The organism is Williamwhitmania taraxaci (genome assembly GCF_900096565.1).
Taxonomy (GTDB): Bacteria; Bacteroidota; Bacteroidia; order Bacteroidales; family Williamwhitmaniaceae; genus Williamwhitmania; species Williamwhitmania taraxaci.
This window is the reverse complement of record NZ_FMYP01000068.1, coordinates 1-21,356: the sequence shown is the minus strand read 5'-3', so window position 1 is coordinate 21,356 and position 21,356 is coordinate 1. Positions and strand designations below refer to the sequence as shown.

The 21,356-nt window shown below is 42.8% G+C and carries 13 protein-coding genes and 1 tRNA gene; 6 read left to right on the top strand and 8 right to left on the bottom strand.

The annotated features are described in order from the left end of the window. On the bottom strand, positions 1-189 hold a 189-nt coding region (locus tag BLS65_RS14495), incomplete at its 3' end, for a helix-turn-helix domain-containing protein (RefSeq protein WP_139180971.1). 250 nt (positions 190-439) lie between these two features. Here BLS65_RS14495 and ruvA point away from each other — a divergent pair. The 3 genes from ruvA to gcvH all read left to right on the top strand — a co-directional run bounded on the left by ruvA (position 440) and on the right by gcvH (position 8,976). Continuing rightward, positions 440-1,021, top strand: coding sequence for a Holliday junction branch migration protein RuvA (gene ruvA / locus BLS65_RS14490; RefSeq protein WP_092440259.1), 582 nt, complete (start codon positions 440-442; stop codon positions 1,019-1,021). Between the two features lie 22 nt (positions 1,022-1,043). Then, positions 1,044-8,420, top strand: a complete 7,377-nt coding sequence (sov, locus tag BLS65_RS14485; protein ID WP_092440257.1) for a T9SS outer membrane translocon Sov/SprA — start codon at positions 1,044-1,046, stop codon at positions 8,418-8,420. 175 nt (positions 8,421-8,595) lie between these two features. Then, positions 8,596-8,976 (top strand): glycine cleavage system protein GcvH, encoded by a 381-nt coding sequence (gcvH, locus tag BLS65_RS14480; RefSeq protein WP_092440255.1) that lies wholly within the window; start codon positions 8,596-8,598, stop codon positions 8,974-8,976. A gap of 234 nt (positions 8,977-9,210) precedes the next feature. On the opposite strand, the gene BLS65_RS14475 is transcribed toward gcvH, so the two are convergent. Then, on the bottom strand, positions 9,211-10,113 hold the full coding sequence (locus BLS65_RS14475; protein WP_092440253.1) for a DMT family transporter: 903 nt from the start codon (positions 10,111-10,113) through the stop codon (positions 9,211-9,213). Between the two features lie 96 nt (positions 10,114-10,209). Here BLS65_RS14475 and BLS65_RS14470 point away from each other — a divergent pair, with 96 nt between their 5' ends. Next, positions 10,210-11,697 carry a glycosyltransferase family 39 protein gene (locus tag BLS65_RS14470; RefSeq protein WP_092440251.1) on the top strand — a complete coding sequence of 496 codons (1,488 nt, stop codon included), beginning with the start codon at positions 10,210-10,212 and terminating at the stop codon, positions 11,695-11,697. A 125-nt stretch (positions 11,698-11,822) separates the two neighbouring features. After that, the gene (locus BLS65_RS14465; protein ID WP_092440249.1) at positions 11,823-13,757 is read left to right on the top strand and encodes a KUP/HAK/KT family potassium transporter; all 1,935 of its coding nucleotides are present in this window, start codon (positions 11,823-11,825) and stop codon (positions 13,755-13,757) included. A 70-nt stretch (positions 13,758-13,827) separates the two neighbouring features. Here the strand turns inward: BLS65_RS14465 and BLS65_RS14460 are convergent, their stop codons facing one another. The 6 genes from BLS65_RS14460 to BLS65_RS14435 form a co-directional block, all read right to left on the bottom strand. Continuing rightward, positions 13,828-14,844: a DUF4837 family protein gene (locus BLS65_RS14460; protein WP_092440247.1), complete on the bottom strand. Its 1,017-nt coding sequence runs from the start codon at positions 14,842-14,844 to the stop codon at positions 13,828-13,830. Between the two features lie 23 nt (positions 14,845-14,867). Beyond that, positions 14,868-16,160, bottom strand: a complete 1,293-nt coding sequence (locus tag BLS65_RS14455) for a lytic transglycosylase domain-containing protein (protein WP_092440245.1) — start codon at positions 16,158-16,160, stop codon at positions 14,868-14,870. A gap of 152 nt (positions 16,161-16,312) precedes the next feature. Then, positions 16,313-17,638 carry an RIP metalloprotease RseP gene (gene rseP, locus BLS65_RS14450; protein WP_244500704.1) on the bottom strand — a complete coding sequence of 442 codons (1,326 nt, stop codon included), beginning with the start codon at positions 17,636-17,638 and terminating at the stop codon, positions 16,313-16,315. Positions 17,639-17,656: 18 nt separating this feature from the next. Then, positions 17,657-18,811, bottom strand: coding sequence for a 1-deoxy-D-xylulose-5-phosphate reductoisomerase (locus tag BLS65_RS14445; RefSeq protein WP_092440243.1), 1,155 nt, complete (start codon positions 18,809-18,811; stop codon positions 17,657-17,659). A gap of 22 nt (positions 18,812-18,833) precedes the next feature. Continuing rightward, positions 18,834-19,694, bottom strand: coding sequence for a M23 family metallopeptidase (locus tag BLS65_RS14440; protein ID WP_092440241.1), 861 nt, complete (start codon positions 19,692-19,694; stop codon positions 18,834-18,836). A gap of 59 nt (positions 19,695-19,753) precedes the next feature. Next, complete coding sequence (locus BLS65_RS14435; protein WP_092440239.1) at positions 19,754-20,140, bottom strand: desulfoferrodoxin family protein; 387 nt, start codon at positions 20,138-20,140, stop codon at positions 19,754-19,756. Between the two features lie 237 nt (positions 20,141-20,377). Between BLS65_RS14435 and BLS65_RS14430 the strand changes: the two genes are divergently transcribed. Then, a tRNA-Met gene (locus BLS65_RS14430) sits at positions 20,378-20,450 on the top strand. Positions 20,451-21,356 lie beyond the last annotated feature (906 nt).

The window sequence follows — 21,356 nt, the reverse complement described above, 5'->3', positions numbered from 1 at the left end:
CCGCCGCTCGTAGGCACGCTGCGCCACGTTGCTCTCGTAAATGCCCGTTTTGGCATCCCTGTTCCTGCGAATCTCCCGGGATATCACGGAAGGGCTTCGGTTGATAAACAGGGCTATTTCTTTTTGTAGCTTGCCTTGCTGTAGCATGAGGGTAATTACATACCTTTGCTCTTGGTTGATGTGCGCCATTACAACTTATTTTTAGAGGACTTAGGGGGTAAAGAACCACATTTTTTCCATCGGAGCAGCGAAGGTGAGTAATTCTCATCTTCCTGTTCTGAAAAAATGCAATTCCTTTCTCTCCAATCAATCCTATAAGTTGCATTTGTTACTTGAATTTAGGAAATATTTACTCCTGTTGAAATTTCGAAATTGATAGCAGAGTGTTAGCAGAAAATCTATCTTTGCAATTGCGGCACTAATGCCCTGATGGTTTACCATGTATGATTACATTAAGGGAGAAGTAGTGGAGTTAACGCCAACCTATGCCGTTATTGAAACGGGTGGGGTGGGTTATTTAATTAATGTTTCTCTGAGTACCTTTTCGCGTGTGGGGAGTACAAAAAACATTGTTCTTTACACGCATATGGCTATTCGTGAGGACGCACACACTCTCTATGGATTCTTCGATAGGGCTGAGCGCGAGTTATTTCGTCACCTGATTGGAGTCTCGGGGGTAGGTGCAAACACGGCCCGCATGATGCTCTCTTCTCTTTCGCCTGAGGAGTTACGCCAGGCAATTCTCTTGGAGGATGTTAACAAGATTAAATCGGTTAAGGGAATTGGGTTGAAAACGGCCCAGCGCGTGGTGATCGATCTGAAGGATAAACTTGGGAAAGAGCCGCTTTCGGGCGAATTATTTGGCCTTCTAAACAATACCATCCGCGAAGAAGCGTTATCAGCATTGGTAATGCTTGGGTTTGCTAAGGTTTCGGCTCAAAAAGTTGTAGATACCGTTCTTAAGGGTAAGAATGATGCTTCCGTTGAGGAACTCATTAAATTATCGCTTAAGCAGTTGTAGAATTATTAAATAGCGTTGACGCTTGAAAAGATTTGTTTTTTTCGCCATTGCTTCTGTTTTTATTTTCTCCATAAGAATATCATTCGGATCGGGATTGTACGCAAGCTCGGGTGTTTGCGTGTTCTCAGGATATGCATTTCATGCACAGGATACCGCTGTGCTGCGCTATCCCATGCGATCGCTCAACGATCCTACCACTGCCGGGAATACCTCGCCACTATTTCTTAAAACGCCTTTGAATGCAGGCTATATTGTTGAGTTTAATGCTGCCACAGGGCAATATGTTTTTTACCAGAAAGTGGGAAACAACAAAGGCCTAACCGTGAAGGTTATGAGCCAAGAGGAGTATCAGAACTTCCAGCAGCAAAATTCTCTTCGCAATTACTGGGAGCAAAAACGACAGGCCGAGGCAGGAACCTCAAGTAGTTCGTCCTTTCTTCCCGACCTCCAACTTGGGGGAGAGACTTTCGACCGCATTTTTGGTAGCAACAAAATAGATATTAAACCTCAGGGTAACGCCGAACTTATCCTTGGGCTGAACACCTCGCGCACCGACAACCCCTCCTTGCCACTGCAACTCCGTAAGACCACCACGTTCGATTTTCAAAGTAAAATTCAGATGAATGTGGCCGGTAAAATTGGCGACAAGTTAAAAATGCAGGTAAACTACAATACTGAGGCTACCTTCGACTTCGAAAATAATGTGAAATTGGAGTATACGGGTTATGAGGATGAGATTATTCAAAAAATTGAGGCAGGAAATGTTTCGCTTCCACTTTCGGGTAGTTTAATTACCGGTAGCCAAAGTTTATTTGGTTTTAAAACCGAGCTGAAGTTTGGAAACCTTACCGTTACCAGTATCGTGTCGCAGCAGAAATCTCAATCGCAAAGCATCAATGTAAAGGGTGGTGCTCAAACAAGCGATTTTGAAGTTCGTTCCGACAACTACGATGTAAACCGTCACTTTTTCTTGGGCCAGTTCTTTCGGGATATTTACGACAAGTCCCTTTCTACCTTACCGGTTATCAGTTCTGGTGTTACCGTTAATAAAATTGAAGTTTGGGTAACCAATAAAGCCGGTAATTACGATAATGCTCGTGATATCTTAGGTTTAATGGATCTAGGGGAGGGGACCACAAATATCTCCAACAGCTACTTTAGCCAGAGTCCGGGTAAAGGTCCAAATCCATCGAATGATATAAATACTGCTTTTTCGCTCATGGATACTTCCAACCATGACATACGGTCTATTTCAAAAATAAACGCTTTCCTGAATCCTCTTGGGCTACAGTCGGGACGGGATTACGAGAAGGTGGAAAAGGCACGGAAGTTAACCCCATCGGAGTATACAATAAATCCAAGCCTTGGTTTTATTTCACTAAATACCTCCTTGAACGCCGACGAAGTGTTGGCTGTTGCCTATGAGTACTCCTATCGAGGAAAAACATATAAGGTTGGAGAGCTAACCTCAGAGGGTATTACCAGTACAAAGGCATTAATCGTTAAGTTGCTTAAAGGCACTAACCTGTCACCTCGCTTGAATACCTGGAAGCTGATGATGAAAAACATCTACTCCATAGGTGCATACCAAGTTAGTAAGGATAATTTTATCCTCGATATTTTATACGAAGATGCGGCTACCGGTAAGGCTGTTAACTATATTAAGGAAGGGGGCATTGCCAACCAACCACTCCTTAAAGTCATGCGGCTCGACAATGTCAATAGTCAGTTGGATCCATATCCCGATGGAGTATTCGACTTTATTGAAGGTGTTACCATACTCTCGGGAAATGGTAGAATTATTTTCCCCGTTCTTGAACCATTTGGTCGTAACCTACGACCAAAACTTGGCACCTTCGCCGATAAGTATGTTTACGAGGAACTTTACGATTCTACCCAAACCAAGGCGAGACAAGTCCCTGAAAAGAACAAGTTCTTACTTTCGGGCAGTTACCAATCGTCGGGAGGTTCAGATATTCCACTAAATGCCATGAATGTACCCCAAGGATCAGTGGTTGTTACTGCTGGGGGGATGAAGCTCGTGGAAAATGTCGACTACTCGGTTGATTATGTCCTGGGACGAGTAAAAATTATTAATACAGGATTGCTCGAGTCGGGAACGCCCATAAAGATCTCTCTTGAAAATAATTCAGCGTTCAACTTTCAAACAAAGACGCTGGTAGGGTCACACTTCAACTATGAGTTTTCCGACAACTTTAACCTTGGCGCTACGGTTTTAAACCTTACCGAGCGACCATTGACCCAAAAGGTTAACTATGGTGCCGAGCCTATTTCGAACACTATTTGGGGTTTGAACGGATCCTATAAGACCGATTCCCGATTTCTTACCAAGATGGTAGATAAGTTGCCGTTTATCCAAACCAAGGAACCGTCGAGCATCTTATTCGAGGGTGAGTTTGCAAAACTCTCCCCAGGTCATTCAAAAGCCATTGGGTCCTCGGGAACTGCTTATATCGACGACTTTGAGGGAAGTGAGTCATCCATCGACTTACGCCAGTGGAGTGCCTGGGTTTTATCCTCCACGCCACAGTTGCAACCGGGCGCAAACGGTTTTCCCGAGGGGGATCTCACAAACGATCTAAGGTATGGATATAATCGTGCAAAGTTGGCATGGTTTACTATCGATCCGCTGTTTAACCGGACTACTTCCTATACACCCTCGCATATAAAGAAGGATAAGGAGCAACTCTCGAACCATTTTGTGCGGGAAGTCAATGAGCAGGAGATATTTAACAAAGACCAAGTGGATGGTTTGCCTTCGAACATTCCAACGCTTAACCTTTCGTTTTATCCTCAAGAGCGAGGACCCTACAATTTTGACTGGATAGGAGTTGATGGTACTACGGGAAAACTTTTAAACCCAAAGAATCGGTGGGGTGGTATTATGCGTTCGCTACCCATTACCGATTTCGAGGCTTCAAATATTGACTACATCTCCTTTTGGATGATGGATCCTTTTGTTTATAATCAAAGTTCAACAGGGGGAGATCTGCTCTTTAACCTTGGAAATATTTCGGAAGATATTCTACGAGATGGCCGCAAATCATTTGAGCAGGGATTACCTACTTCTGCCGATCTTACAAGGGTTGACACCACTAGGTGGGGGCGTATACCGCTGGTGCAGAGTTTGGTGAAATCTTTCGACAATGATGAGGAAAAACGTCGCTTGCAGGATGTTGGACTCGATGGATTGAGCAGTACCAATGAGTATAATTTCTTTCAGTCCTACGTCACGGAAATGCAGACAAAGTTTGGCGCAGGTAGCCCCATCGCCCAGCAGGCTAGCGCCGATCCTGCTTCGGATGACTATCATTTTTATAGGGGTGCCGATTACGATAAGGATGAGGTTAGCATTCTTGACCGATATAAGAAGTATAATAATCCAGAGGGAAACTCTGCTGGTAGCACCTCCGATGGATACACTACTTCGGCAACTTCAATGCCCGATGTGGAAGACATTAACTCTGATAATACCCTCTCCGATGCCGAAAGTTACTATCAATATCGCGTGCATCTTACTCCAGCCGGATTGCAGATAGGGAGAAACTTTGTTACAGATATACGGGAAGCGAACGTTGATCTAGCAAATGGATCGAAGGGCAAGGTTAAATGGTATCAATTTAAGGTTCCAATTTCCGAGTATGAACAAAATTTCGGGTCCATACAAGATTTTAAGTCCATTCGATTTATGCGGATGATGCTTAAGGGTTTTCAGGATACCGTTATTCTTCGTTTTGCTCGTCTAGAGTTGGTAAGAGGGGAGTGGCGCAAGTACAACCGTTCGCTTCAGGAGGGACAAGAGGGACTTGGTTCCACCGATGCCGAAGATCCAGCCTTCGATATTTCTACTGTTAATGTCGAAGAAAATTCATCCCGTCAGCCAGTTAACTACATATTACCTCCGGGAATATCTCGGGTTATTGACCCCTCCAATCCACAGGTAAGGCAGCTTAACGAGCAGGCTCTAATGCTTACCCTAAAGGATCTGCAAGATGGGGACGGTAGAGGTATATTCAAGACCGCAGGTTATGATGTTCGACAGTATAAGAACATTATGATGGACGTGCACGCCGAGGCCCTGGAAGGATACGGCCTTTCCGGTGGCGATATGAGTATATTCATACGATTTGGTAGCGATCAGAAGAACAACTACTATGAGTATGAAATCCCGCTTTCCGTTACGCCTGCTGGTTACTACGCCAATAATGATGCTGGGCGACAAGCGGTTTGGCCTGAGTCTAATAAGCTTAGTTTTGAGTTGGAACGATTCCCCGATGCGAAGACTCTTCGCAACGATGCCATGCATAAACCTGGGTCAATGGTTACACTTTCCACCGTGTATGAGGTACCCGATGGAGCGCGTAAGATTAAGGTTGTGGGTAATCCCTCTCTCAGTCAAGTAAAGGTAATCCTTATTGGAGTGCGCAATCCTTCAAAAAACCGCTCTTCGAGTGACGATGGTCAGGCAAAGTCGGGTATTGTATGGGTAAACGAGTTGCGACTCACCTCTTTTGACGAAAGCGGTGGATGGGCTGCCAATGCTCGAACATCCATCAAGTTGGCCGACTTGGGTAATGTGTCCGTTGCCGGAAGTATCATTAAGGCTGGTTTTGGTTCCATAGAGAGCAATGTGAACGAGCGGAGCAAAGAGAATATTTATCAGTATGATGTGGCTTCTAATTTTGAGTTGGGTCGCTTCTTCCCCGACAAATTAGGCCTTAAAATCCCGATGTTTATTGGTTATTCCGAGATATTTAAGAATCCGGAGTATAATCCACTCGACCAAGATATTCGCTTACAGGATGCGTTGGATAATGCAGATTCCAAGCACGAGCGCGACTCTATAAAGAGGTATTCACAGGACTATACTCGGCGCAAGAGCATCAACTTCACCAATGTTAAGTTCGTTAAAACAAAGGGACAACCACGTTTTTATGACATTGCAAACTGGGCAACGACCTATTCATACAGCGAGTTGTTTGCTCGCAATGTGGATTTGGATCACCGTATTCAGAAGGAGTACCGTGGTGTGCTGGGCTACAATTTTAACACACGGCCTATTACCATTTCGCCCTTTCAAAAGATGAAACTCTTCCGCCCCAAGTCGATGAATCTGATTCGGGACTTTAATTTCAATTTGGTTCCTTCTCAGGTTGCCTTCCGAACCGATATTAATCGCTCCTACCGGGAGGAGCAGCGCCGGAACTTAAACAATAAAAACCAGATCATTATGCCAACCTATTCCAAGGATTTTGCATGGACTCGGTTTTACTCTCTCTCTTATGAACCTACTCGGTCGATAAAAATTGATTTTGCCGCAACAAATCTTGCACGAATTGATGAGCCTGTTGGGATGGTGGACAAGGACCGTGATCCCTTAGGATATGAAAACTGGCGTGACTCTGTTTGGGCAAATGCTCGCAACTTTGGCCGCAACGTTAACTACAACCACAATTTTAACGTAACCTACAATATCCCAATAAATAAATTTCCGCTTCTTGATTTTACCAATGCTAATGCCCGTTATTCCGGAACATATGAGTGGGATGCAGGTCCAATAATGCCCGATACAAGTTCCCTCGATCCGGGGAATACCATAAAGAATAGCCAAACCCTGCAGTTCACAGGAGGATTTAATATGGTTACCCTGTATAACAAGATTGGTCTTCTTAAGCGAATAAACAACGAGTTCGACCAAATGGGTAGGCCTAATCCAAATAAAAAGAAAGAATTTAAGGAGGTAACCTACGAGGCTACACTATCGGCAACTGCGAAAAAAGCGCGAAGCGTTTACCACAAACTTGGAACACAGGATGTAAAGGTGAAAGTAACCTCGGCAGACGGAAAAGAAATAAAAATTATTATTGATGCTGATACACCCGATAGGGTTCGAGTTACTTCGGACGAGGATATCTCAAATGCCAAGATCGTTGTGATAGGAAAGGTGGAGAAGCGAAACAGCCCGCTTGTGTTTGCAGGGAAATTATCGCTTCGGTTGCTTATGTCGGTGAAGAACATATCATTCACTTATTCTCAGGTTGGAGGAATGATATTGCCCGGCTACAAGCCTGGAACCAAGATGATGGGATTGACCGATTATTCGCGCGTTACCGCTCCCGGCTGGCCTTTTGTTTTAGGTAATCAAGACCAAGCCTTCCCACTGGAAGCGGCAAAAAACGGCTGGCTTTCGAAGGATACCACCCTTAATAATCCGTTTGCCATTAATAGAACAGAGAACATAAACTTGAGAATTACCATTGAGCCAATTCCTGATTTCCGGATTGACATTACCGGTCTCCGCACCTTTTCCCAGAACAGGAGCGAATACTGGACCGCTAATAGTAGCGGTGCTTTCAGTGGCAGTGATCCACTAATCAGCGGAAACTACAGCGTATCTGTAATGTGTATCTCAACGGCATTTGAGGAATCGACCAGTAGCAATAATTACCGGTCGGATGCATTTGAGCAATTCAAAAAGAATCGTTTTGAAATATCAAAACGGTTGGCCGAAAAGCGAGTGATTAACACAATTCAGGGCTACGATCCATCTGCAATTGATGCCACCACTGGATATTTTGCTGGCTATGGTCCACTTTCTCAAGAGGTTCTAATTCCGGCATTCCTTGCCGCCTACACCAACACCAGCTCATCATCTGTAAGCCTCGATAATTTCCCCAAAATACCTTTGCCAAACTGGCAGGTTACCTACAATGGTCTGGCCAAGTTGGCGCCATTTAAAACCTACTTTAAGAGCGTTACGCTTTCGCATGGTTACAAGTCGGTTTACAGTATTGGCTCTTATACTACCAACTCTTCCTTTATGGAGAATGGCGATGGCTTTTCCTATATCCGAAATGCGCAAAACGATTTTGTTGCCAAACGCGATATTCTGAATGTGTCTATTTCTGAGCAATTCAGCCCGCTTATTAGTGTCGATTTAGGATGGCAAAATAATCTAACAACCAAGGGTGAGGTTCGTCGTTCTCGAAACTTAGCGATGAGCTTCTCGAGCAATCAGCTAACAGAGCAAACATCGTGGGAGTATATTTTTGGAGTCGGTTACCGCTTCGACAATGTGCCCCTCATTTTCGGAAATCCAGCTACGGGTGCACAAAAGGTCAATAAGACCAACCTAAGGATAACGACTGATGTTTCCATCCGGAATGTTAAAAACTTCCTGCGCAGGCTTGCCGAAGATATCGACGAAATTAGTGGCGGACAGAAGATTACCACGATTAAAGTAAATGCTGATTATACGGTGAGCGAAAAAGTTACGCTTCGCGCCTATTTCGACAGAACAGTGAATGCACCTTATGTGAGTAATGTTTTCCCGATCGCCACATCAAACTTTGGATTTAGCTTACGGGTTGAGTTGTAGTTTCATCAAACTGTTAAAAAATTGATGCTCGGGTTTTAATCTCTTCCTTAGAATCTTTAAAAACAGCTGAAGTATATTACTAAACATGGTATATATCACTTGGGGAAAATGTAAATTGTTTTACCTTTGAACTTGTAATTATTATCAAACGACCTAACAATCAAAACAATAAAACATGAACGTACCTGCTAATCTCAAGTACACCAAAGATCACGAATGGATTCGTGTAGAAGGTGAATATGCTATCATCGGGGTTACTGATTACGCTCAGTCTCAACTTGGCGACGTTGTGTTCGTTGAGATCGAAACTGAAGGCGAAACTCTTGCTCGCGAAGAGGTATTTGGAACCATTGAGGCAGTAAAGACTGTTTCCGATGCTTTTATGCCTGTAGATGGCGAAGTAACGGAAGTGAACAGCAAGCTGGCTGATGCACCGGATCTTGTAAACAAGGATCCATATGGTGATGGTTGGATGATCAAGGTTAAGGTGACTAATAAGGCTCATCTTAATGACTTGCTATCGCCTGAGCAATATACCGCATTAGTAAACGCTTAATCGTTTGCTCAAGAAAAACAAAGGCCATCCGTAAGGATGGCCTTTTGTTTTTGCGACAGTTGATCAGTGGCTATCCGATTATGCTTATCGGTGATGTCTCCATACTTAATTCCCTCAAGTATTTCGTAAAGTTTGTATATCCATATTTATTTGGTTGATTTTTAAATTAAGCCATGAATTTATAAGTATAATGTCTAGTAAATAAAGGAGTCTAGCCAACACAAGAGTCATAAGTTATCCTTTGCTTCCCTTAGTATTTATGGTAAGCACCAGAATGGAAGCGGCAATAACAAGCATGCCAACCACAGAGGCAATGTTGGCCGATTCTCCGGGAAGGATTGTCCAGCTGAGCAGAGCTCCAACAACTGGAATAATGAATTTCCACATGTTGAGGTTCGATACTTTTACTCCTGGGCGGTTGAGAAGGGTATACCAAATAGTAATGGCAGTCGCTGACAAGAAACTGAGCCATCCCAACGCCATCCAATATTCTAGCGGGACAGGTTTTGGATTGAATCCTTCAATGGGCAGCGCGAAAAGGAAAAGGGTTGCTCCTCCAAAGATCATGGAGAAGGAGCTGAGGATGAGTGGTGGAATAGTGCTTGCCGATTTCGAAACGAGAACGTTACCCATTCCAGAAATAATGTTGTTTAGGATAAGCAGTAGAATTCCAATTAGGATGAAGTTTCCCTCGGTACTTAGTTCTTTCTGCCCAAGGGTAATGATAACGACACCTACCAACCCCAGAAAAATGCTAATGATTTTCCGTGTTGATAGGCGGTCGTTTTGCATCGAAAAGTGTGCTACTAGCGTTACAAATACAGGCCCCGATCCAACAATCATGGCACCCAATGCTCCGGACACCATGTTAAGCCCGGTGTAGAAAAGCCCATATTCAATGGTGATTTGGAGAAGCCCTACTAGCGCAATAAGCTTCCAATGGGCTCGCGCAATCCGCAGTTTAAGGGGTAGCTGTTTCACGAATGGGATTAGCAGAAGTCCTGCTAGAAAGAATCGCAGCCCAGCAAACTGAAGTGGAGGAGTATAGTGAAGGCCAATTTTAATTCCGGTGAACGCAGTTGACCAGAGTATGCAGGCAATGATTGCTAGAAATGCTGTGCTTTTCAGAAAATTCATCCTTACTTTATTTAGTGCAAAACTAGCAATGTTATCGCGGTTTAGGCTTTAAATTCACGGTATTAATTTTCTACCTTTGCTTAAACTTTTTTGAACATGGCAGCAGGAATTAATAAAGTCTTTTCATGGGCTAAGCAGAATCTCGCAATCGTAATTGCATTTGGCTTGTTTTTTCTCTCGTTTATTTGGAAACTCTTTTTTATTGTTCAACGAGATATATGCATCGATGAGCCGTTTACCATATTCCATGCGCAAAAGAGTCTCTGGGATATTTGGCTGCTTTCGAGCCAAAATGAACCCAACCCGCCTCTTTTCTTGATCCTAGAACATTTTGTTATTCAGCTCTTTGGATTATCTCCCATGGCAGTAAGGTTTCCTAGTCTGATTTTTACTTCGCTAACCCCTGTATTTATCTTCCTCGTGGGCCGCAAACTATTTTCCTCGGTAGCGGGAATTACTGCGGCACTCCTTTTTGTGTTTTCCACGCAGCAGTTTTACTATGGACTTGAGGCTCGCACATATGCACTACTCTATATGGCTGCTGCTGCATCCATTTTCTTCTTTTTTTGCTTTATGGCAGAACCGAGGAATCGTAAATACTTCTGGTTATTAATCCTTGCAAATATTGTAATGGTTTACAGTCACTATTTTGGCTGGTTTGTTATTTTTTCGGAGGCGTTAATTGTTCTTCTCCGCTGGAAAAACAAAATACTAGTTAGGCGGTGGATACTTAATACGGTTGTGCAGATTATCCTCTATGCACCCATGTGGGTAGTAATGGCTCAACAGTTGCTTATTTCCGGCAAAGGAACTTGGATTGATCCACCTCTTCCACGCGATTACTATATTGAGATGGCCAAAATGCTCAACGGGATGGTCGCCTTTAATCTTATTCTATGTATTCTAATAGCAACGACGTTATACTACCTGTATGTAAACCATAACCTTAGGGTGTTTAATTGGAATCACCTTTACTTGGTGCTGCTGTTTTTTGTGCCCTACACAATCATGTTCTTCGTATCATTCAGGATGCCAATTTTTTTGAATAGGTATATTTTATTCGGTTCAGTAAGCCTATATCTGCTGGTTGGAGGAATCTTTGGGGCTCTAGCACAAAACCTTGGCCGCTTAAAGTATGTTCCTTTATTTCTTCTACTGATAGTTTCATTTGTATCCTTGAAAATTCTTCCCACAACGGTTTACTTTCGGGATGTTCAACAGTCTGTTGCTAAAGTGAAGTCCCTTCAATCCGACGAGTGCTTGGTCGTAATTCATGCCTTTCCTGGGCGTGAGGGATTTGCTTACTATTACAATAGAGCACTGTTTTCGCAGCCATATGTTTTTGATAGCCTGTTAAGGATTAATAATATATTACCTGTTTGGGGTGTCAATGAATTTAAGGAGAATGTCTCCAAGTTTTCCTTTAAGCGTATTGTTTACTACCAGGATGGCTCGCTCTTTTACGACCCCTCAAATACCATCTACAAATACCTCGATTCTGCGTATCATAAAACCGACAGCGTGTTTTTTGAGCAATGCTTCTACGTAACAGCCTTTGATGTCTGTCCAACACCAGCTAAATAGAAGTTTTGGAATCAGTAGTGCTTTATAAACCAACATATTGACAAAGGCCCACAATTAATCGTTGTAAGGAGGATAATTTCTTGCTGTTCAGTATACCTTTGCCAAGTTTTTTTCGAATATATAAAATGGGAATAGCACGGGCCGAAGGTTTAAAGAAGTTGAGTTTTGCCGGGGTATTGGTAACCTTAGGTATTGTCTTTGGTGATATTGGAACATCACCACTCTACGTAATGCAGGCAATAACTGCTGGAGGAGCGCATACCGCTGACTTTATTATCGGGGCAATTTCCTGTATAATTTGGACACTTACCCTCCAAACAACTTTAAAGTATGTGATCATTACCCTTCGTGCCGACAATAAGGGTGAGGGCGGTATACTTGCTCTCTTTGCATTGTTGCGGAAGAGGCGACGTTCCGTATACCTATTAGCCATGCTTGGTGCTAGCGCCCTTCTGGCCGATGGTGTAATAACCCCATCCATTACGGTTTTATCGGCAGTGGAAGGATTGGGTAGCGTTTATCCCAATATCTCCATAATACCTATTGTGCTTGTAATATTGGCATTTCTATTTTTATTGCAACAGTTCGGTACTAGTTTCATTGGGAAATCTTTTGGCCCCATAATGGTAATCTGGTTCTCTATGCTTGCGATTATTGGGCTGCACCATATTTCCGATTATCCTGCAATCTTACATGCGTTTAATCCCTACTACGCAGTAAGGCTGTTGATTGAAAACCCATCGGGTATTCTCATTCTTGGAGCTGTATTTCTCTGTACCACAGGAGCAGAGGCGCTCTATTCTGATCTTGGCCACTGTGGTGTTAAAAACATTCGGTGGAGTTGGATGTTTGTTAAAATTGCATTGATACTGAATTATCTGGGGCAAGGTGCATGGATCATTGCACAACCTCAAGGGGCGCTTCCCAATCCGTTTTTTGCTACCATGCCGGTATGGTTTATTGTTCCTGGGGTAATTATTGCAACGGCAGCGGCCGTTATTGCAAGTCAAGCGCTCATTTCTGGGTCCTTTACCATTATAAGTGAAGCGATAACGCTTAATTTTTGGCCTAAAGTTCAGGTGAAATATCCTACCAGCATTAAGGGTCAACTCTATATTCCAAGCGTAAACTGGTTGCTTTTTATTTCGTGCTCGCTTATTGTGCTCGGATTTCAGCATTCCTCAAACATGGAGGCTGCTTATGGTTTGAGCATTACCTTAACCATGATAATGACCACTTTCCTGATGTTTTTTTACCTAAGGGTAAAGCATGTTAAATCGTGGTTGGCTTGGGTATTCTTGTTTTCATACATGGCAATTGAGTTTACATTTTTGGTTGCCAACCTACATAAGTTTCCCAACGGTGGTTGGCTTACCTTGCTCCTTGCTAGTGTAATATTTCTTGTAATGTTTATTTGGAATAAGGCGAGGGAGACCAAAAAACGGTTTACAGAATTTATTCCCATTTGCCACTATGCCGAAGTGATAACGGATCTGCGCAACGATAAAGATATTCCAAAAGTTGCTTCAAATCTGGTTTATATTACTCGGGCCGAACGAAAGGTAGACGTAGAGGCTAAGATTCTCTATTCCATCCTGAACAAGCAACCCAAACGAGCAGACAGGTATTGGCTTATAAGAATAAATATTTCCGATGAGCCGTTTACAAAGAAGTATAAGGTGACAGTTCTCATTCCGGGTGTTCTTTACCGGGTCGATTTTTTCATTGGGTTTAAGGTGAATGCAAGGATTAATCGCTTCTTCAACCATGTTGTTTCTGAGTTGGTCGAAAACAAGGAGATATCCTTGGTAAGTAACTATCATTCTCTTCAGAAACACGGAATTAGCGGGGACTTTAAGTTTATTATTATTGATCGGATTCCTACCGTAGATATTGAACTTACCTCATTTGAGCGGTTAATAATGAATTCCTACGACCTACTTAAAAAGTTCAGCATCTCGAGCGTAAAAGGATATGGTTTAGATACTAGTAATGTAACCATTGAGCAGGTTCCTCTGGGCCGAATTCCGGTGGGGGATAACGATTTGACTAGAATCTAAATCATCTGAATATAAAAAAAGGCGACCAGAGTGTCGCCTTTTTTTATTCAGTTCAACCGGAATTTGGTTGTTACTTATTCTTGCTTTCAGCATTCGGCAGCAACTTGAAGGAGTATAGGATGGATTCTACTTGGCGGAGATAGTTACGTTTCTCATCCTTTGGTGCGTAAACATATCCTTCAATGGTAATTATTCTGTTATTGGCTTCGTCCAATGTGGTGAAGCTAATAAATGGGCCTCCCATATAATCGTTTTTAACTTCCCATAAACCTCTGAGAATGGCATAGTATCTTTCCTTGAACATAGTCGGAGTTACTTGTGGTTCATAGAAATGTCCGGTAATCATGTAGGATCCTTTGCTTGGTCCGGGGATGTATTTTTTTGTATAGAAATCGCGCTTATTAATCAGGTTTTTCTTCGTAAATGTGCTGTCGCTTTTGTAGGGATAGGTATAAACCATAATTCCATGGCTCGTAAATGGGGTCTCGTAGGAGATCCAAATAAAATCGTCGGCCTTCCGGTTTACTTTATAACCGCTGGGCATTGCCAGTGAGATTCCAAACTTCTGTTTAAGCAGCAGCTGTATTTTTAGGTCTGGAAGTCGATTGTTGGTTGCAATTTGTCGGTCGCGTTCGGCTTGCTCGAAGAGAGCAACAATCTTTTCTCGCTCCTTTAGAATATAGGTGGACAATGCTTTGGGCGAAGGTCCAACTAGGGTCACGATCACTTGGGGCGACGACCATGCATCGTAACGCAAAAGCATCTTGGCTTCAGGGTATATTGCCTTGTCCACCTTCAAAAGCAGGATATTTCGATAGGCTTGAACTCCTTTGAAAAATTTTGGTGGGAGTTTCACAAGATTGAATCGTGGTTCGGGCTGTGGAAGAAATGGGTATTCTTCGGCCAAAACATTTTGTATGGAACTCCAAAGGGTATCCACATCACCACCACTTTTTTCAAGAACAACAAGAATATCGCCTGCTGCTCCCAGTGGGTTGGGGAGTAAGTTTTTTCCCTTCTTGCCCTCTTTGCATCCTCCAATGGTCACGAGTAATGCTAGGGCTAATAACCAAGTAATTCGTTTCATATAATACGTCTTTTTTAGTTCTCTTAATTGCGGTTGATGTTTTCTGAATTTCCTGAATACTGTTTCGCAGAGGTGGTATCGGTCCAAATATTTAGCCGTTGGCCTACCGATAACTCCTCTGGTGCATCAGGATTCCATGCGTTGATATCGTCGACAGTGCAACCAAAGGCCAATGCTAGCCTGTGGTAGTAATCGCCACTGCGAACGGTGTAAGTAATCTTTTTCTTGCCTGCCGTTTCACCTGCGTTTTTAACTGCAATTGCATAGCCATTGCTTGCTGGTTTAAATGCATAAATATCTTTATAGTTCATATAAAACTTCTTTATGGCGGAGTGGGGCAGTACAATTGTGTAAAACCCTCCATTATCCGGAATATAATTCGTTCTAAAGGAAGGATTCAGAAACCTTACCGATTCCATATCCAAATCGGTATATTTTTTTATTCCTTCGAAAAATATTCCGCCATAAACCTTAATGGTATCCACGGTAGATTGATTATAAAGCGGTTGGGTGGGCTCCATTTCGAAATCGGCATAGTTTTTTGCTACGTAGGTGGCTGCGATATATGCCGGTACATAGTTTCGTGTTTGCTCCGGTAGATAGGGTAACAGTTTCCAGTAACTCGTTTCGCCTCCACTTCTGAGTATTGCATTTCGCACTGCTCCAGGCCCTCCGTTATAGGCGGCTAGCGCCAGGTGCCAATCCTTAAATATGCGGAATAGATATTCCAAATATTTGCATGCCGCCTCAGTGGATTTGTAGGGATCCATCCGTTCGTCGACATAGGATGTTACATTCAAGTTAAGCATCTGCCCTGTGGTTATTTTAAATTGCCACAAACCAACTGCACCACTTGACGATACAGCTAGTGGATTTAAGGCGGACTCAACTATTGCGAGATATTTTAACTCCAAGGGTAATCGATACTGGTCTAGCATCTCCTCAAAAATGGGGAAGTATAATTGTGCTAGTCCAAGCATCTTTGAGAAGGCCTCTCTACGTTCACCCGTAAACAGGGTAATGTATCGTTGAACTTCAGGAGTATAGTCCATATCAATTGGCATAGTCCTGCCCATTGCCGTTAGCTTATACTCAATGGCCAGTTCGGGTATATGATAAGCCGGGTTGATGGGATAAATAGAGTTATTCTGTTGGGGGAATACTTTTAACTTCGATAAGCTGTCAAGTGCATTTACGATACGATCGGCAAGCAGGTTTCCTTTGCGCTTAATGGGAGGCTCGTTTTTCCCAACGGCAACAATTGAACTGGTTGCTAGAATTATAGCTGCAATAAGTAAAGTATAACTTCTTTTCATTCTAAAAAATATTCATTGGCAAGTTAGCAAGAAGAAGACGAATTGCCAACGGTAAAATGACGCATTTAATAAGAAGCAAGGGCAAGGTGGTAACAGTAAGGCAAAAAAAATCCCAGAGTGGCACCCTGGGATTTTTAATAGTAAGGTTATTGCTAGTTGAAAAGTTTTATTACGTCGTTGGCATTGGCAAAGAATAGCAATGCAAAGAGAAGAACCATACCCGTTATTTGAGCATACTCCAGAAATTTCTCACCCGGTTTACGACCCGTAATCATCTCATATAGAATGAAGATTACATAGCCACCATCGAGTGCTGGGATTGGAAGTATGTTCATAATGGCGAGCACAATACTAAGCAGTGCCGTCATATTCCAGAAGGCATGCCAGTCCCATGAGGATGGAAAAATTTTACCTATGGTAATAAATCCTCCAAGCGATTTGTAAGCACTCGAGCCTGGGGTCACCAGCAACTTTAGCTGCTTCATGTAGCTAACTAGCATCTCACCACCCCTAGTAATTCCAGCTGGGATCGATTCCCATAAGGTGTATTGCTGAACGCTCACGTGAAAGAATTTATCGAGAACAAAATTTGCGGAAACGCCAATTTGTCCACTGCCATTAACAGTAACGGGGATAGCTATATTTTTACCCTCTCGCTCAACCGTGACGGTTATAGCTTTTCCTGCTTTTTCAGGAACGTAACTCTTAAATTGATCGTAGTAAATTATCTCAATACTATCCACCATCATAACTTTATCGTCGCTTTTGAAGCCGGCTTTATCTGCTGGAGAATCCTTCTCAATGCGATCTATTACAAATGGTACGCGGGGAAGCAGAAAGTTCGGGGTCGAGAGCAAATCATTGCGCATCTCTGCCGAAATAGGAAGCGTTATCTTTTGGCCCTCACGTTCAACCTCTATATCATTAACTTGGTTGAGAACTAAATCGGGAATTACATGCATGAAATTCTCGCATGTTTCACCGCCCACTGTAAGGATTTTATCACCGTTCCGTAGACCTAACTTTTCACCAACAGAATCAACCATTACACCATATGTAACGTCTTTAGTGGCGAGGTATTCTTCGCCCCAAGTAAAGAGAATGGCGATGTAAATTATAAAGGCCAGCACAAAGTTTACGAGCACTCCTCCAATAATTATAATTAAGCGCTGCCATGCTGGTTTTGCACGGAATTCGTAGGGCTGTGGTTCCGTTTTAAGCTGTTCGGTGTCGAGTGATTCATCGATCATACCCGATATTTTCACATAACCACCCAGTGGTAGCCACCCTATTCCGTATTCTGTATCCTTGTGCTTAAACTTAAAAAGGGAAAACCATGGGTTGAAAAAAAGGTAGAATTTCTCCACCCTAGTTTTAAATAGTTTTGCAAAGGTAAAGTGACCCAACTCGTGGAGAACCACTAGTATTGAGAGGCTTAGCAAAAACTGGGCAATCTTAGTCCAAACTTCCATATTCATATCGCGTCTTTTTTGTTTTTAATTTTTGGTGATACAGGTAAGCGCAAAGGCTCTAGTTTCTGCATCGGTTAGGCAATAATCATCAATCGAAGGATTTTTTACGAATTCGATTTGGTGTAGTGATTGTTCCACTATACGTGGAATATCGAGAAAATGTATTTTTTCTTCTAAGAAGGCTTGAACTGCAATTTCGTTGGCTGCATTAAGTATGCAGGAGCTGTTCCCACCCTTATCCAGTGCTTCGTAGGCCAACCTTAGGCATGGAAAGCGTAGTAAATCGGGCTTTTCAAAAGTAAAACCGCCGCATGCAAAGAAATCGAATCGGTCCGATCCTAGCGAAAGTCGCTCAGGATAGGCAAATGCGAGTTGTATTGGGAGTTTCATGTCGGGGATGCCAAGTTGGGCCTTAATAGATCCATCAACAAACTGCACCATGGAGTGAATAATCGATTGCGGATGCACTACCACATCGATTCTGTCTGCCTCAATTCCAAAGAGCCATCGAGCTTCTATCACCTCAAACCCTTTATTCATAAGGGTTGCCGAGTCTATCGTTATTTTATTCCCCATGCACCAATTTGGGTGCTTTAGTGCGTCTGCACGGGTCACTTTTTTAAGTTCTTCGGCCTTCCAGCTGCGAAATGGTCCTCCCGAGGCGGTAAGGATTAGCTTCTCTACACCATCGGTTTCGCCCATTAAGCATTGAAAGATTGCGGAATGCTCCGAATCAACCGGGAGTAACTTAACGCCATGCTTCCGGGCTAGTTCGGTAACTATTTCACCAGCAACTACCAGCGTTTCCTTGTTGGCTAATGCTATATGCTTACCTGCCTTAATGGCATCAATGGTTGGGAGTAATCCCGAAAAGCCAACCATTGCGGTAAGCACCATGTCTGCCTCCGGCATGGTGGCAACGGCTCGTAGTGCCTCCTCGCCTGCCAAAACCTCGATGGGCATGGCGGTAAGAGCATCCTTAACTTTTTGATATTTCAACTCATTGGCAATAACTACTACTTTCGGTAGGAATTCAATCGCCTGAAGAATAAGTAAATCAACACTATTGTTGGCCGTCAAGGCTACTACTTCGAATCGATCGGAATGGGCGCGAACCACATCCAACGCCTGGGTTCCAATTGAACCGGTGGACCCCAAAAGAACTAACCGTTTTTTCATTCCCTGTTATTATCCTTTGCGGCTAAAATACGATATACTTCTCTGCATCTACGGGGGTTCCATTGAACCAGAGTTCGAAATGGAGGTGTGGCCCGGTGGTGAGCTCTCCGCTATTGCCTACAATGGCAATAGCTTCACCAGCCTTCACATGGCTGCCCGCTTTTTTAAGCAGTTTGGAATTATGCTTATACACAGAGAGGAGGTTTCCATTGTGCTGAATCTGAATTACATATCCGGTTTCAAGCGTCCATGTTGCCATAGTAACGGTTCCTTCCAGCACGGCAACGACTACTTCGTTTGGGGCCGATGCTATATCGGTTCCAAAATGGCTATGGGTAAGGTTAAACGAGCTGGTTACTTCTCCTCTAACGGGTGGAAAGAAGTGAAACCCCTTAACCGTATTGTCCGTTGGGGATGTATTAACGGATAGATTATACTGTTCGTTGTTTTCAATTTGCGTTCGCAAAACCGAATCTTCCACCGATTTAGTGAAGACAATTTGTTTGGTGCGTATGGTGGTGTCCAACTTTGCTTCCAGCGCCGGTGGGTTTTCTCCATTAACAATGGCTTGCAGCGTAGTGAGATACTGTTGCCAGTAGTCTAATTTTCGTTCAAGTGAATCAACTTTTAATGCATTTTGAACAATTTGTCTCCGGGTGTGCGTATCGGGATAACCGGGAATAAACTCCCGTAGCGGGGTAAAGGCGATCAGCACAATTACCAGTGAAACGAGTAAAAAGGAGAACCCTCCAAAAACAGCCATCACGTTTAGGCGGGAGAGCCGAAGGAACCACACTTCCTCAAAGGTCTGATCGTTATAAATACTGAAGCGGTATTTGTTCTTGAGTCGGGACAAATACCGTTTTTTTTCTTTTTGCGCCATGGTTTACATAATGCTATCCCACAAATATAGAAACTTTAATTTACATAGTGGGATGCCACTTAGTCTTGAGTTACCTTAACATATTTCTCTTCACTCTGCCACAACCCATGCTTTGTGCATACTGCCATGGCTGTGAGGTTCATGCTCACGTTTGCGGCCACGTAAAAATCAACCTCCACATGGGTGGGCTGATTGCCAAATGCCCCGGGGGTAAAGTGCACTTGTGTCATGAGAGTTTCCCTGTTCCAAAGTTGTATGGTGCTTATATAGTGATCGTAATCGTCGGGATGTTTATACTCATCACCCATCGACACTTTCACTTTTATCTTTTCACCTTTTTTAACAGTATCGTCGCAGAAAATGAAAGGAGTGTGTCTGTCGAAGTAATCCTTCATTAATTCCTTTTCCTCTTGGCTTATGTCTACAGGCTTAAATACTCGTGGCATATATTTCAGTTTTTACAAATTACATTACTTCATGAAACAAAAATAACACAAAGAATGTTCTGTCGGCCAATTTCTGGCGTGTCGTTACATTTTTTACGCTTTTTTAAAAATAAACCCTTATAATGCTTGCATATTAATATAAAAGCGCTACTTTTGCACCGCGGTTGAGAGAAACACACACTGGTTCACCTCTAGCGCAGATTAAATAGGTTCTGATTTTTCTGAAAAAAGATATATTGCGGGATGGAGCAGTTGGTAGCTCGTTGGGCTCATAACCCAAAGGCCACAGGTTCGAGTCCTGTTCCCGCTACGATGAACCCCTGTAAACGCTTAGTTTACAGGGGTTTTCTATTTTCGGGGGAACGTATGGGGGACAGTTTGTGCAAAAAGAGAGAATTTTTATTTTATTCTTGTTCCTTATCCTACCACTTTTACTCCTCCAACCATCTTGGCAATTCACTTCGGGATATACCATCTTCTTAGGTATGCCTTCTTAATCGTCAAAACCTCCCAAAATCTAAGGAAAGTGCAATTGATGCACTTAACAAATGCTTCGAAGGGGTGGATAGTAATACATCCAAGTAATCGTATGGTGGTATGTATCCACGCAATAAGGAATCCAACAACTCCATTTGCGCTCATTTAATGGATATTATAACAAAATCAGCGTATTAATAACACCACAAAATCTAGCAAATTACTGATATTGAGCGATAAGGAAACAGACCAAAATACACTTAGCGCTCATTTACTGCACCTTACTCATATTCTAATAGGATAACCAACTGGATATCTTCCGTATGGAGCTGTTAATGAACGCTAAACATCCAATTGTCGATCACATGATTTCCAATGAAGTAAGCAATACGACGTATTACAGCAGAATCAAGCGTTGATAAACCTGTATTGTTCGGACTTATGAGGGGAGTGAAAATAGCGGAAATCATGTGTTCTATGTGTTCGAAACATCACATTAACCTATTTTGCAGCGCATTACATCGAACAGATAGTTTTTTGAGTAGAACACATAAATATAGCAGGGATTAACAGATAGTGATCTTCCTAAAGGTAATCTCTTGCAACTCTTAACCTCAGAAATATCTTTAATCAGGGTTACTTCCAAGCACGAGGAATAAGCCCAATTTCAGTTTGCTGGTAAGTAGGTTGATCTCCAGATTTACTGTATTTTGCTGCTTGCTTTGTCTCGCTCGTTGTT